Source organism: Kitasatospora atroaurantiaca (assembly GCF_007828955.1).
Taxonomy (GTDB): Bacteria; Actinomycetota; Actinomycetes; order Streptomycetales; family Streptomycetaceae; genus Kitasatospora; species Kitasatospora atroaurantiaca.
The window spans coordinates 248,817-261,533 of the sequence record NZ_VIVR01000001.1 but is presented as its reverse complement, the minus strand read 5'-3'; the positions used below and the strand labels follow the sequence as shown (position 1 = coordinate 261,533).

Annotated in this window: 12 protein-coding genes and 2 pseudogenes; 8 read left to right on the top strand and 6 right to left on the bottom strand. The window is 69.9% G+C overall.

Translation table 11 applies throughout. The features are described from left to right. Positions 1-378: 378 nt before the first annotated feature. Positions 379-1,137 carry a LysM peptidoglycan-binding domain-containing protein gene (locus tag FB465_RS01185; protein WP_145786763.1) on the top strand — a complete coding sequence of 253 codons (759 nt, stop codon included), beginning with the start codon at positions 379-381 and terminating at the stop codon, positions 1,135-1,137. Positions 1,138-1,221: 84 nt separating this feature from the next. On the opposite strand, the gene FB465_RS01180 is transcribed toward FB465_RS01185, so the two are convergent. Beyond that, the gene (locus FB465_RS01180; RefSeq protein WP_246193392.1) at positions 1,222-2,025 is read right to left on the bottom strand and encodes a hypothetical protein; all 804 of its coding nucleotides are present in this window, start codon (positions 2,023-2,025) and stop codon (positions 1,222-1,224) included. A gap of 147 nt (positions 2,026-2,172) precedes the next feature. Further along, positions 2,173-2,340 (bottom strand): annotated as a pseudogene (locus FB465_RS36500) (helix-turn-helix domain-containing protein); the annotation flags it as partial. A 317-nt stretch (positions 2,341-2,657) separates the two neighbouring features. Here FB465_RS36500 and FB465_RS01175 point away from each other — a divergent pair. Together FB465_RS01175 and FB465_RS01170 are read left to right on the top strand one after the other, a co-directional pair. Then, positions 2,658-3,059, top strand: a complete 402-nt coding sequence (locus FB465_RS01175) for a hypothetical protein (RefSeq protein WP_145786759.1) — start codon at positions 2,658-2,660, stop codon at positions 3,057-3,059. A gap of 53 nt (positions 3,060-3,112) precedes the next feature. Further along, the gene (locus FB465_RS01170; protein ID WP_145786757.1) at positions 3,113-3,622 is read left to right on the top strand and encodes a hypothetical protein; all 510 of its coding nucleotides are present in this window, start codon (positions 3,113-3,115) and stop codon (positions 3,620-3,622) included. A 276-nt stretch (positions 3,623-3,898) separates the two neighbouring features. Here FB465_RS01170 and FB465_RS01165 read toward each other — a convergent pair. Next, positions 3,899-4,582, bottom strand: a pseudogene (locus FB465_RS01165) (discoidin domain-containing protein); the annotation flags it as partial. 280 nt (positions 4,583-4,862) lie between these two features. On the opposite strand from FB465_RS01165, the gene FB465_RS01160 reads away from it, so the two are divergent. Together FB465_RS01160 and FB465_RS01155 are read left to right on the top strand one after the other, a co-directional pair. After that, complete coding sequence (locus FB465_RS01160) at positions 4,863-5,744, top strand: hypothetical protein (protein ID WP_145786755.1); 882 nt, start codon at positions 4,863-4,865, stop codon at positions 5,742-5,744. Between the two features lie 413 nt (positions 5,745-6,157). Continuing rightward, complete coding sequence (locus FB465_RS01155) at positions 6,158-6,508, top strand: hypothetical protein (RefSeq protein ID WP_145786753.1); 351 nt, start codon at positions 6,158-6,160, stop codon at positions 6,506-6,508. A 132-nt stretch (positions 6,509-6,640) separates the two neighbouring features. Here the strand turns inward: FB465_RS01155 and FB465_RS01150 are convergent, their stop codons facing one another. Further along, the gene (locus FB465_RS01150) at positions 6,641-8,134 is read right to left on the bottom strand and encodes a M1 family metallopeptidase (protein ID WP_425461237.1); all 1,494 of its coding nucleotides are present in this window, start codon (positions 8,132-8,134) and stop codon (positions 6,641-6,643) included. 186 nt (positions 8,135-8,320) lie between these two features. Here FB465_RS01150 and FB465_RS01145 point away from each other — a divergent pair, with 186 nt between their 5' ends. Further along, positions 8,321-8,863, top strand: coding sequence for a gamma carbonic anhydrase family protein (locus FB465_RS01145; RefSeq protein WP_145786749.1), 543 nt, complete (start codon positions 8,321-8,323; stop codon positions 8,861-8,863). 13 nt (positions 8,864-8,876) lie between these two features. Here FB465_RS01145 and FB465_RS01140 read toward each other — a convergent pair whose 3' ends face one another. Both FB465_RS01140 and FB465_RS01135 read right to left on the bottom strand, forming a co-directional pair. Then, positions 8,877-9,539, bottom strand: a complete 663-nt coding sequence (locus tag FB465_RS01140) for a response regulator (protein ID WP_145786747.1) — start codon at positions 9,537-9,539, stop codon at positions 8,877-8,879. Beyond that, positions 9,536-10,669, bottom strand: coding sequence for a sensor histidine kinase (locus FB465_RS01135; RefSeq protein ID WP_145786745.1), 1,134 nt, complete (start codon positions 10,667-10,669; stop codon positions 9,536-9,538). The genes FB465_RS01140 and FB465_RS01135 overlap by 4 nt, the downstream gene beginning before the upstream one ends. Before the next feature lie 195 nt (positions 10,670-10,864). Between FB465_RS01135 and FB465_RS01130 the strand changes: the two genes are divergently transcribed. Next, positions 10,865-11,785: an ABC transporter ATP-binding protein gene (locus tag FB465_RS01130; protein WP_281292315.1), complete on the top strand. Its 921-nt coding sequence runs from the start codon at positions 10,865-10,867 to the stop codon at positions 11,783-11,785. After that, the gene (locus FB465_RS01125) at positions 11,782-12,636 is read left to right on the top strand and encodes an ABC transporter permease (protein ID WP_145786741.1); all 855 of its coding nucleotides are present in this window, start codon (positions 11,782-11,784) and stop codon (positions 12,634-12,636) included. The genes FB465_RS01130 and FB465_RS01125 overlap by 4 nt, the downstream gene beginning before the upstream one ends. The last annotated feature ends 81 nt before the right edge of the window (positions 12,637-12,717 follow it).

Here is a 12,717-nt window from a genome sequence, read left to right as displayed (position 1 = left end):
CCCGGCCTCACGTGGCCCGGGGTGTGGTGGCGGGCACATCGGGCGGTTTCCCGATCTTGGAAGGTGCCGGAAATTCGGGGGTGCGGACGCGTGCACACCCCCTCCTTACTGGCGGTAACGGCACGTTGAGCTGGGAAAACCCGAAAATGCTTGGCATCGCCCCAGGCGCCTCGTAGCTTCGAAACCAGTGCAACGAGCACTTCCCGGGTTCACCCCCGAAGGCACGCCCGCCGGTTCACCGGTGGCGCTGGTGCGCGGAGGGTGCCGGGGCGGTGTGCCGCGTAAGAGACGCCGGCAGCCGCTCATCGAGTGAGACGCGGATTCCACCCCTCGTGGGTGTCGTCATGCTGTCCGCCCGGGAATTCCGAGAGGATACGCATGACCTTCCGTAACGAGACCGCCGCTGCCACCACGACCTCCGCCCCCAAGCGCAACCGCGTGCGGATGGCCCTGATGGGCGGCGCTCTGGTCGCCCTTCCGGTGGCCGGCCTCGTCACGGCCACGTCGGCCTCCGCCGCCTCGGTGTCCACCTGGGACGCCGTCGCCCAGTGCGAGAGCACCGGTGACTGGAGCATCAACACCGGCAACGGCTTCTACGGCGGCCTGCAGTTCACCTCCAGCACCTGGGCCGCCTACGGCGGCACCCAGTACGCGCCGCAGGCCAACCAGGCCACCAAGGCGCAGCAGATCGCCATCGCCGAGAAGGTGCTGGCGGACCAGGGCCCCGGCGCCTGGCCGGTCTGCTCCGTCAAGGCGGGCCTGACCAAGGGCGGCGCCGCCGCCCAGGTCGACACCGGCTCCTCCTCGTCCTCCGCCGCGGCCTCGCGCTCCGAGACCCGCGCCGCTGCCCCCAAGGCCGCCCCGCAGGCCGCCGCGCCGAAGACCGAGGCCCCCAAGGCCGCTGCCGCCCCGAAGGCTGCCGCTGCCCCGAAGGCCGCCACGCCGAAGGCCACCAAGGCCCCTGCGGCCCCGGCCAAGAAGACCAACGGTGGTACCTACACCGTCAAGAGCGGCGACACCCTGAGCGACATCGCCGCCGCCAAGGGCCTCGACTGGAAGACCCTGTACAGCAACAACACCGGCGTCGTCGGTGGCAACCCGAACCTGATCTTCCCGGGCCAGGTCCTCTCGGTCTGACCCGTCCGCCAGGACACCCCAAAGGCCCCTCCGTCCCGATCCATCGGGACGTAGGGGCCTTTCGGCGGTTCAGGGGGACGATTGTCAGATCCGAAGGCTGACGAGTGCTGTCTCCCACTGGGCTTGGCTCGTACCGGTGAGGGTGCAGCCCTCGTGAGCGGAGGTGCGACGGAAAGCAATCGTGAGCCGATATGAGGACAATTGAAGTTCGGGCAGAAGCTGCCAACCCGGCGTCAGAGCAGGTGCGGGGCCGCTGTTGCTCCCGATCGCTGCTATCACGAGGTCTCCGGGTGCGCAGCCGGTGGGGATGCCGGCTGCGATGGTCCGGTTGCTGTGGTCGTAGGTGCCGAATCCTGCGGCTTGGCCTTTGGCTGCGGATATGCCGTGGAACTCTTCGACGGCGATGTGGTGTTTGCTGGCCTGTGGCCAGGTGATGGTGAGATGGTCGTCGGCGTGCAATGGGCTGACCTTGAATGCGGTGAAGAGCGCGGTGCGGTGGTGGAACGGGTCGGTGACGTCCGCGACCATGTCGTAGTGGTTGCCGGCCGTGTCTGTGACGGCGATCGTGCCGGCGGTGGTGCTGGTGAGCATGAGGGCTACCACGAGTGCGTCGCCTGACGTGACCGGGTGGTCGACTCGCAGGTCGGTTCCTGTGGAGGAGATGATCTGCGCGTCGGCGGCGATGCGGGCGACATGGGCGGAACGTTCGGAGGGCTTCGACGGGGTTTCGCCGGCTGGTGCCGGCCATAGTGCCGCGATGGCGGTCGCGAGGCAGGCAGTCGTTGTTGCGATCGCGGCCACGAGTGTGGCTCGGCGGGTACGCGGAGGTGCGGCGGGGCGCGAAGCGGGGTCGCCGTCCGTGTCGGCCGGCTCTTCGTCTTCTCCCATAGGTGGAGGATCGATCGCCGGCTGATCCGCGCCGGCGGCGGCTGGTCCGCCGGGACCGGGGAACGTCAGGTGGTGTGCCGTGGCCTGGGTCGGCTCGGGCGTGGGCGTTGGTGATCCGTGACCGGCAAGGCACATGAGGCTCTCGTGGTCGTCGCCGTCCAGGCCGAGTGCCTCAGCGAGCAGCCGTACAGACTCGCGGTGAGGTCTGGCGACCCTTCCGCGTTCCAGATCCCCGAGCGCCCGCACACTCAGGCCCGAGCGTTCCGCGAGCTGCTCCTGTGTCAGTCCCGCTTGGATCCGCCGGGCACGCAGCACCTCGCCGAGCTTTCCCCCGTCCACATGCCCCCCAGCGTGACCTCGTTGTGCATTCTTGGCGAGTACACCACATGACGGCCTCCGGGGAAACTGCCGATGTTTCTGCCGGTGCCATCTGCCTGGTCATCACAGCCGTGTTCCGCGAAAGATGACGCAACACGCCGGGAAGGTCCTACTACCGGCCCGCACCTACAGGCTCCGCCGCTCGGCGGACTGGGTCGGCGGGACACCGTGCTGTGTACGCAGGGTTCATCGACGAGGGGAAGGGCACTATGGGTAGGTCGCGCCTGATACGGCGTCTGGGAGGCGTTGGTGCAATGGCGGTGCTGGCAATCGGCATGGTGACCGGCATATCCGGCACGGCACATGCCGGGGGGTACGGCTGCAACGGGAACCTGGTCTACTCGCAGGACTACTACGGCGAAGGCGCCTACACCAACACCGTGGTGGCGCACGTCTACGGCTACTGGGACGGCGCCAACAACTGCGAGGTGGCGGTCAAGAAGGTGTTCGTCGGCCAATCGACCCGGACGAGCCTCCAGGTCTGGTCGAACACGGACCCGAACAGCCCCAAGGACGACACCGGCTACTTCTCCTGGTATGCGGGACCGGTCAGTGTTCACGGGATCGGATCATGTATCTGGGACGAGGTCGCCATGTGGGACGCGAGCGGGAACGAAATCGCTCAAGCCCACAGCGGCGCGCACAACTGCAGCTGATCAACGACACCTACCGGCCCGGGACGGGGCCGCCCCATTGAGGAAGGGGACTCATGAAGCTCCGTCGCTCCGTTGCCCTCTGTCGTCGTGTCGCGGGCAACGAACGATGTGGCTTGTTCGGTCGTCATGTTGGAATCGGTCTTCAGGAAGGCATTCCCATGCGTGTGCGAAAGGCGATAGCCGCCCTCTCCATCGCGAGCTTCGCGGTGATGGGTACCGTCGTGATGGCGCCGGCCGCCCAAGCCGGCGGCTACGGCTGTTCAGGCGGTCTCTCGTGGTCTGGCCCCGTGGCCAACGGCACGGTGTACGACTACTTCGACGGCACCAACAACTGCTCCGTCTTCGTCAAGTCGACCTACGCCGGAACTCTGACGTACATGGACATCCAGATCGAGAACAGCTCCGGCACGCAGGGCAACCGCGACCCTGGCTATTTCAGCTCGTACGCCGGCCCGTCGCGCGTCTATGGAGTCGGGAAGTGCGTCCGTGAATATGTCTTCGAGGAGGACCCCGACGGCCTGGTGATCACCTCGCAATACACCCCTTGGCACTCCTGTGGTTGATCCGTTCGGGCTGACGTCTCGGCGGTAGGTTCGACCTGCCGCCCACTGCGCGGAGCTACGACCTTCCACGATCTGCTGACGTAGTTGACGTGCCGATGTTCCCAAGCACGAGCCGACACGTCGTGCTCGCCAGGTGCTCACTCGGCGGCGTCCCGTCGCTGTGGAGAAGTGGGGTGGTACGGGCTATCTCTGTCGGACTGCCAGGTCGGTCATGCCGGCCGCGCCGCCAGATCGGCGGCGCGGCTGGGCAGTTGTCCGGCCCTCTTTTCGTGGCAAGATCACGTCAAGTGCCTCGGCGGGCTTGGCTGTCGGGGGAGCGACGTTCTCGAAGTCGGCGAGGTCGATGGTGAAGGTCGGGGACTGCGCCGTCGAGGCGACCTGGAGGCGGATCTTCGTACCGGCGGGCAGCGTGGACCCGAACATGGTCCGGGCCTCGTCGTAGAAGTGGTGCGGGTTGGTGTCGCCCGGGTTGTTGTTGAACGGGTAACCCCCGTAGTACCAGCCGTACTTCGACGTGAGGCCGACGCTCTTCAGCTTCGACCCGTTGGCCAGCAGGTCGATCGAGGCGTCGCGTCCCCTGCCGTCCGCCGTGTCCGGGAGGCTGTAGCGGAAGTCGACGGCGTTGGCCGGGGCGCTGAGCGTGAACTCGACGAACTGGCCCACCGCGCTCAGGGTGACGGCCTGCCGGCCGGAGGCCTCCGAGGGCAGGTGGCCGTAGAGCCGGTCGGGGCCGATGACGGTGCCGTTGGTGGCCGCGTACTCGGCCTCCTGCTCGATGAACGGCACGGTGGCCCCACGGCCGGGGACCGCGAGCGGCGAGAGCGCCGGTACGCCTGCGGCGTGTGCCGCACCGGCGTTGGCGAGGACGGCCGTCAGCAGGCCGACGGTGCCGAGGGCGGTGGCGGTGAGGACGGCGACGGTGCGGGCGACGCGGCGTTGGGGTGGTGGCTGTGGCTGCATTGCGGCTGCACATCCTTGCTGGTCGGTGAGGTGCTCCGGGTGGGGGGCCAGGGTCGAGCTCTCGCGCGCGGGTGGCGCGGATTCCGCCGAGCGAGGAGAGACTATGAGCGCTGCTGAATGAAGTCCATATGAAGGCGCAAAATATGAACGAGAGGTGCGTAAGTTTCCGACATGATCAGCGGGGCTGCGTCTGAAGGCGGACGCGCCGGCGGCGCGCCAAAGGGGTGAAGCACCGGGCGCGCCGAGGACTGCGGGTGCTCCCGGCGGGTACGCGGAGAGCATGCGACTTCCCCACAGGCCCCGCCCGTCCGGCGACGACCCCCTCAGCAACTCCTCCGCAGTTCCCGGGGAGGCGGCCGAGGAGCTCGCCGCGCTGTCCACCGAGATGGAACGCAGCCTCCCGGACGCCGCCCCGGCCGCCCGGCAGGCCTGGTACCGCGAGCACGGCCGCCGACGGGCCACCGCGCTGCTGTCCACTCTCACCCGGATGCTGGGCCGGGGCGGCCTCGTCGTCGCCAAGGGCGCGGGATACGGCGGACGGGCGCTCGCCGAGCGGCTGGTCCAGAGCGCGCCGCGGATCCCCGTCCGGAAGCTGGCCACGCTCCGGGCCCAGTACCCGGACGCCACCGGGCCCGAGGAACTCGCCGACCGGCTGATCACGGGCGCGTGCCGGGCCTCCGGTGCGCTCGGTGCCGGAGTCGGCGCGGCGGCGATGATGCCGGTCCCGCCAGCGCTGCCGGTGGAGATCGCGGCGGAGACGCTGGCGGTGGCGGCCGTGGAGATCAAACTGATCGCCGAGCTCCACGAGGTGTACGGCGTGCCGGCCGCCGGCAATGTGACCCAACGGGCCACGGCCTACGTCACGGCCTGGGCCAACCGGCGGGGGATCGACGGCTCGCTCCTGGTCCGGCCCGCCGGTCTCGCGGCGATGGCGGTCGGCTCCGAGGTGCGGCGCAAGGTGAGCAAGCGGCTGACCCGTAGTTCACTGCGTAAGCTGCCCTCCATGCTGCCGTTCCTGGTCGGGGCGGGGATCGGCGCCACCCTCAACCGGCGCGAGACCCGCAAGCTGGCGGTCCAGGTTCGAACGGATCTTCAGCACCGCACCCCGGCCGACGCCGGGTACTGGACCGCGGTTGCACCGGGCGGTGACGTATCTGAATGACGACGTCATGAGCCAGTGGACCATTCGCCGGTCGCGATGGACGCCGCCGGGCCCGTGCCGTCCGGCTCGTACGTGTCATTGCTGCAGCGGCGCCCGCCGATCGCTGATCACGTGCGAGGCGATCGCGCTGATGCCCGCAACGTGTGAGTGCAGGTCTGATCCACCGTCCGCTGGCGGACCAAGTCCCTCGTCTGCTCGTTAGGATCGAGATTTCGAAGCACACGTGGGGGGCGGAGTACATGGGGAAGCCGAGAGTTGTAAGCCGGCGTGGGTGGATGTTGCTAGGTGGGCTCGTCGTTCTGGCCGGTGGTGCCGGCGTGTACGAGGCGACTGCTGATGGTGCTGTCCCGGAGCGCAAGAAGGTGAGGACGGACGTTGAGCCACTTCAGCGCAGGTTCCTCGCGATAGGCCGGTTGTCCGACCCGCACTGGCTGGGCTACAATCCGCACGACTCGGGCCGCGAGTGGCTCCCGGACCAGGACCCGCGGATCCGCGTGGTCGGGGTCGCGCGCCTTCCTGCAGGCGCGGTCAAGTCGATCATCAGTGCGCCGGGGTACGCCTTCGAGCCCTCCGCCCCGGCCCAGCTGCCGGAGGCACTGGCGGAATTCCTGCCCAAGAACGCCGAGTGGGTGAGTAGCGCCGGCTACGACAAGCACATCACCAACTCGCACTACGAGGGCAGGTTCCATTTTGCCCCTGCGACGGACCACGTGTATTTCGACACGATCAATCCCGAGATCGTGGACGGCTCACACCCGCAGTAGGTCGGCGGAAGGGGGGCCAGCCGGCCGGGCGGCGAGATGGCGACCCGGCCGGTCGGCGGATGCACGGGGGAGCGCGGCCTTTCCAGAGAGAAGCTGACGGTTCATCAGGGCAGTAGCCCGCTCGCCGATGAGTCAGCCGACGTGGTGCTCGTGGAGGCTGTTGGTCGCCTGGATCTGCTTCCACGAGCGTGGCTCGTGCACCGGAGCGGTTGCCGCTGCCGCGAGGCCGGCTGCCGGGGCCGTGGTGGGGTTGGCCGGCTTGGCTGCGGTCAAGAGCCAGACCTGCAGCAGGTCGCCGAGCTTCTGGCCGGAGATCCGCTCGGCGAGGTCCTGGAACTGGGCGAGGGTCGCGTTGCCGTACCGGTGCTCGGTGGGCCAGGCCTTCAGGATCTCGAAGAACTTCTCGTCGCCGACCGCGTTGCGCAGCGCCTGGACGGCGAGCGCGCCCCGGTCGTAGACGGCGAGGTCGAACTGGTTGTCGGGGCCCGGATCGCCCGGCTTGACGGTCCAGAAGGCGTCGTCGGCCGGGTGGACGGCGTAGACGTAGTCGGCGAGCTCCTGTGCCGTGCCCTCGTTCTCGTGCTCGGACCAGAGCCACTGGGCGTACCGGGCGAAGCCCTCGTTGAGCCAGATGTCGCTCCAGCGCTCCAGTGAGACGCTGTCGCCGTACCACTGGTGGGCCAGCTCGTGGACGACCACCGAGGTGTTGGAACCGCCGGCGAACTGCCGGGGGCTGTAGAAGACCCGGGTCTGCGTCTCCAGGGCGTACCCGGTGCGCACGTTCGGGACGTACCCGCCGACCGCGCTGAACGGGTACGGGCCGAAGAGGGTGCTCAGCCAGTCGACGATCTCGCCCGTGCGCTGGACGCTCGCCCGCGCGGCGCCGTCGTTGTCGCCGAGGTCCTTGCTGTACGCGTTGACGACCGGCAGGCCGCCGGCCGTGGTCTCGGTCGAGACGTCGAACTTCCCGATGGCGATGGTCGCGAGGTAGGTGGCCTGCGGCTTGTTCTCGCGCCAGTTGTAGCGCGTCCAACCGAGCTTGGAGCTCTGCGAGACCAGCACGCCGTTGCTGATCGCCTGCGTGCCGTCCGGGACGAGGACCGAGACGTCGAAGGTGGCCTTGTCGGCGGGGTGGTCGTTGCTCGGGAACCACCACCAGGCCGACTCGGGCTCCCCGGCGGCCACGCCGCCGTCGGGCGTACGCAACCAGGCGGTGAAGCCGTAGCGGACGACCTTGGACGGGATGCCCGAGTAGCGTACGACCACGGTGGCCTGCGCGCCCTTGGCCAGCGGCGCGGCGGGGGTGACCTCCAGCTCCTGCTCGCCGGTGGCCGCGAAGGCGGCCTTGCGGCCGTTGACCAGCACCTCGCTGACGTCAAGGGCGAAGTCGAGGTTGAAGCGCGAGAGGTTCTGGGTGGCGGTGGCGAGGATGGTCGCCGTGCCTTCGAGCTGGTCGGTGGCCGGCTGGTACTTGAGCCGCAGGTCGTAGTGCGACACGTCGTAGCCGCCGTTGCCGTACGTCGGGTAGTACGGGTCGCCGATGCCCGGGTCGCCCGGGGTCGCCGACGCCGCTGACGCCGGGTTCGCCAGCAGCAGGAGCGCCGCGCTGACGGCGGAGACGATCATCCTCTTGCGCACGGGGGTCCTCCGGTGCGGTTGGTGGACGGAACAAACCTGACGGTAGGTCGGATCCGCGGCTCGGTAACCGGGTTCACGCGCCTCGTTATGAAATGTTCATGCTAGGAAGTGGAGGTGCGGAGTGTGATCTCCTAGGGCAGACGTACGTACGGCCAGACCGAGGGAGAGAACACCATGGCAGAACCACTGATCGCCGCCGTCGCGGGCCTGACGCCCGACATCCACCCGACGGCCTTCGTCGCACCGAACGCCGTGGTGGTCGGATCGGTCGGCGTGGGCGAGCGTACGAGCATCTGGTACGGCGCGGTGCTGCGCGGCGACTCGGGGACCGTCACGGTGGGTGCGGGCAGCAACATCCAGGACAACTGCACGCTGCACGCCGACCCCGGCTTCCCGCTGGTGGTGGGGGACAGGGTCACGGTCGGCCACAACGCCGTCCTGCACGGCTGCACGGTGGAGGACGACGTCCTGGTCGGGATGGGGTCCGTCGTCCTCAACGGTGCCCGCGTGGGCGCCGGATCGCTGATCGCGGCCGGTGCCGTCCTGCCGCAGGGTCTCCAGGTGCCGCCGGGCTCACTGGTGGCCGGGGTCCCCGGCAAGGTCCGGCGCGAGCTGACGGAGGAGGAGCGCGCGGGGATCAAGGTCAACGGCGAGGGATATCTGATGCTGGCTCAGGCACACGCGGAGGCCGTGGCGGAGGCCACGGGGAAGGCCTGACGCCCGGACGCGGTCAGCGGCCCGGTGTGACCAGCCCCATCTCGAAGGCGGTGATCACGAGTTGCACCCGGTCGCGCGCGCCCAGTTTGGTGAACAGCCGCGCCACGTGTGACTTGGCGGTGGCCACCGAGATGAAGAGGTCGTCCGCGATCTCGCTGTTCGAGAGGCCGCGTCCGACCAGGGTCAGCACTTCCCGTTCCCGCTCGGTGATGCCCTCGACCGGTCGCAGAGAGCGCTCGGGGGCAGGCACGGGCTGTCGGACGAAGTCCGCGATCAGACGGCGCGTCACCCCCGGCGCGATCAGGGCGTCGCCGGCGGCTACCACGCGGACCGCCGCGAGGATGTCGTCCAGGGCCATGTCCTTGACAGCGAAGCCGCCGGCACCGGCGCGGAGTGCGCCGTAGACGTGGTCGTCCTCGTCGAAGGTGGTCAGGACGAGGACGCGCGTCGTCCCCGGACCGGCCGTGATCAGGCGTGTGGCCTCGATCCCGTCCATGCCGGGCATCCGGATGTCCATCACCACCACATCGGGGCAGAGGTCCCTGACCAACCGGACCGCCTCCGCGCCCGTCGCGGCCTCACCGACGACGTCCAGGTCGGGGCTGTCGGCCATCAGCACGCGCAGACCGGACCGCACCAGGGGCTGGTCGTCGGCGAGCACGACACGGACGGTCATCGGACCTCCGCCTGAGCCGCGTTCAGGTCGGGCAGCGGAAGAACGGCCGCCACCCGGAAGCCGCCCTCGGGACGCGGTCCGGCGCTGAAGCGCCCGTGCAGCAGGCTGACGCGCTCCCGCATGCCGGTCACACCGAATCCCGCGCCCGTTGCGCCCGCCGTCCCGTGCCCGTCGTCGACGATCTCCACGGACAGCTCCTCCTCCCCGTAGTCGATGGCCACCCGGCAGTGCCCGGTGCCGGCGTGGCGGACCACGTTGGTCACCGCCTCCTGCACGATACGGTAGGCGGACAGCTCGATGTCGGCCGGTAGTTGACGCCGCTCCCCGCCCCACCGCACCTCGACGCCAACCCCCGCGTCCGCAGTCGCCGCCGTCAGCCGGTCGATGTCCGCGAGGCCCGGCGCGGGAGCGAGCGGTGCCTGCCCCGAGGCCGCGTCCGGGTCGGCCTGACGAAGCGCCACCAGCGTGCGCCGAAGGCCCGACAGGGTCTCCCTGCTGGTGGCCTCGATGGCCCGAAGCGCCTCGCGGGCCTCTGCGGGCTGCGTCTCGATGACCCGACTGCCCACCCCGGCCTGGATGGCGATGATGCCGATGCTGTGCGCGACCATGTCGTGCAACTCTCGGGCAATCCGCAGCCGTTCGGCGGTCACGGCCTCGGCCACCTCCTGCGAACGCAGCGCCACCGCGTGCTCGCGGCGCTCGCGGACCAGCAGGCCGACCATGCAGGAGCTGGCCATCGCCAGGAGGGCGATCACGCCGGAGCCGGTCAGCTCGTACGGACCGTGGGAGAGCGCGGCGATGCTCGTGGCCTGCACGACGAACGTCACGGCGACCGCAGGAGCCGAGACCCGCCAGGTCCGGGTGGCGACGATGAGGCCCAGGGCGACATCCACCGCCAGGAACGACAGGAACCGGCTCTGGCTGAAGTCCTTGCTCAGGAACGCCGCGCAGAGGGACCCGAGCAGCGTCAGGGCCAGGGCCGGCAGCGGCGTCCGCCGGAGCAGAGCGACGAGCAGACCCGCGGCCAGCATCGACTCGACGGCCCGGAGCGTCGCGGAGCCTCCCCCCGGCGCGCCCCCGACCAACAGCGTCAGCACGACGACGTACAGGGCACCGCCGCCCCAGGCCATGAGCCATCTTCTCGTCCTCGGCGACGTACGTTCCGGAGACGGGGTGGTCGAGGTGGCGTCCATGCCGTGACCTTAACCGGCCGTTGCCCGACGAGACATCAGCCCGCAGGTGTAAGCCCACGGGCCAGTGGTGTCCGCGCGATTGCCACCCTCGGCCCCATGCCCGTGCGGGGCCCGCCCGGCAGGGTTGGCGTTGTGATCGAAGTCAACGAACTCACCAAGAACTACGGCGGCAGGACCGCCGTCGACCACCTGTCCTTCACCGTCCGGCCCGGCCAGGTCACCGGATTCCTCGGACCCAACGGAGCCGGCAAGACCACCACGCTGCGGATGATCCTCGGCCTGGACCGGCCCACCGAAGGCACCGCCACCGTCCACGGCATCCCCTTCCACCACCACCCGCGCGGCCTGCGCCACGTCGGCGCCCTCCTCGACGCGGGCCAGGTCCACGGCGGGCGCAGCGCCACGGTGCACCTGTCCGCCCTGGCCCGCAGCAACGGCATCCCGCTGCGCCGGGTGGGGGAGGTGCTGCAGGAGGTCGGCCTGGCCGAGGCGGCCCGGCGCCGGATCGGCGGGTTCTCGCTCGGGATGAAGCAGCGGCTCGGCATCGCCGCCGCACTGCTCGGCGACCCACCGGTGCTGGTGTTCGACGAGCCGATCAACGGCATGGACCCGGAAGGAGTGCTCTGGGTACGCCGGCTGTTCCGCCGTCTGGCCGCCGAGGGCCGCACGGTCTTCCTCTCCAGCCACCTGATGGCGGAGATGGAGAACACCGCCGACCACCTCGTCGTCATCGGCCAGGGCCGGCTCATCGCCGCCGAGTCCGTACGGAGCTTCGCCGCCCGAAGCACCCGTCCCAGCGTCCTGGTGCGCACGCCGCAGGCCGCCGAGCTGACGGCGCTGCTCACGGCAGCCGGCGCGGCCGTCGAACCGGAGGGCTCGGCGGGAGCGGAGAGGCTCGCCGTGACCGGACTGCCCGCAGACCGGATCGGAGCGCTCGCCTTCGAGCACGGGATCCAGCTGCAGGAACTGACCACCCGAAGCGCCTCGCTGGAGGAGGCGTTCATGGAACTGACCGCCGACAGCGTCGAATACCTGGCAGGAGAAGCCCGATGACCACTCTCGCCTCCCGCGTTCCCGTGCCCTCGGCCGCGCCCGTCGCCGAGCCGCCGGCCCGCTTCAGCGACCTGCTCGCCTCGGAGTGGATCAAGATGCGGTCGCTGCGCTCCACCCAGTGGACGCTCATCCTCACCACGCTGTTCGTGATCGGGTCCTCCGCGGCGGCGGCGCTGGCGGACTCCGACAACCTCGCGAACACCGGCCCGGGCGCCAGGCAGCTCGCGGAGTTCCTGCCGTTCGACGCCTATCCGCCGGCCGGGTACATGACGCTGATGCTCGTTGCCGGCAGTATCGGCGCGCTTGCCGTCGTCAGCGAGTACAGCAGCGGTCTGATCTGTACCACCACGGTGGCCGTCCCCGCCCGCGGCTCGGTGGTGCTGGCCAAGGCGGCCGTCGTCACCGCACTCTGGACCGTGCTCGGCACGGTCATCGCCACCGGGTCGTTCGCCGTCTCCCAGGCCATTCTGAACGGGCGTCACGCCGGGGTCTCGTTCACCCACCCCGGTGTGCTCCGGGCCCTGGTGGCATCCGCGCTGCTGGCCCCTGTCTGCGCCCTGATCGGCCTGGGCATCGGCGTCCTGATCCGGCACAGCGCGGCCGGCATGGTCACCTGCGCCTTCACCCTTCTGATGCTGCCGCTGCTCTTCTCGTCCGGCAGGCGGTGGTCCGCCGACCTCAACCACGCGATGGTCGGCACCGCCTGGAAGCGCCTGGTCCAGAACTGGGGGCCGGCTCCCGGTGACGGCTTCCACTACGCCACGATCGCCGGGTCCTGGGTCGTGTACGCGCTGTGGCCGCTGGTCGCGATCGTCCTCGCGCTGATCGTGGTGCGGCGCCGCGACGTCTGAACCCGCCTCCGGGGGACGCGCATCGCGCGCCCCCCGGACAGCACGCGGGGCTGTGGGGTCAGCGCCGGGTCAGTGCGGTGT

Bases quoted from the DNA above. Each gene is read 5' to 3' on its own strand.
- FB465_RS01170 (WP_145786757.1), top strand. From the start codon at position 3,113: ATGAAGCTCCGTCGCTCCGTTGCCCTCTGTCGTCGTGTCGCGGGCAAC.
- FB465_RS01160 (WP_145786755.1), top strand. From the start codon at position 4,863: ATGCGACTTCCCCACAGGCCCCGCCCGTCCGGCGACGACCCCCTCAGC.
- FB465_RS01140 (WP_145786747.1), bottom strand. From the start codon at position 9,539: ATGACCGTCCGTGTCGTGCTCGCCGACGACCAGCCCCTGGTGCGGTCC.
- FB465_RS01180 (WP_246193392.1), bottom strand. From the start codon at position 2,025: ATGGGAGAAGACGAAGAGCCGGCCGACACGGACGGCGACCCCGCTTCG.
- FB465_RS01185 (WP_145786763.1), top strand. From the start codon at position 379: ATGACCTTCCGTAACGAGACCGCCGCTGCCACCACGACCTCCGCCCCC.
- FB465_RS01135 (WP_145786745.1), bottom strand. From the start codon at position 10,669: ATGGCCTGGGGCGGCGGTGCCCTGTACGTCGTCGTGCTGACGCTGTTG.
- FB465_RS01150 (WP_425461237.1), bottom strand. From the start codon at position 8,134: ATGATCGTCTCCGCCGTCAGCGCGGCGCTCCTGCTGCTGGCGAACCCG.
- FB465_RS01145 (WP_145786749.1), top strand. From the start codon at position 8,321: ATGGCAGAACCACTGATCGCCGCCGTCGCGGGCCTGACGCCCGACATC.
- FB465_RS01125 (WP_145786741.1), top strand. From the start codon at position 11,782: ATGACCACTCTCGCCTCCCGCGTTCCCGTGCCCTCGGCCGCGCCCGTC.
- FB465_RS01175 (WP_145786759.1), top strand. From the start codon at position 2,658: ATGGCGGTGCTGGCAATCGGCATGGTGACCGGCATATCCGGCACGGCA.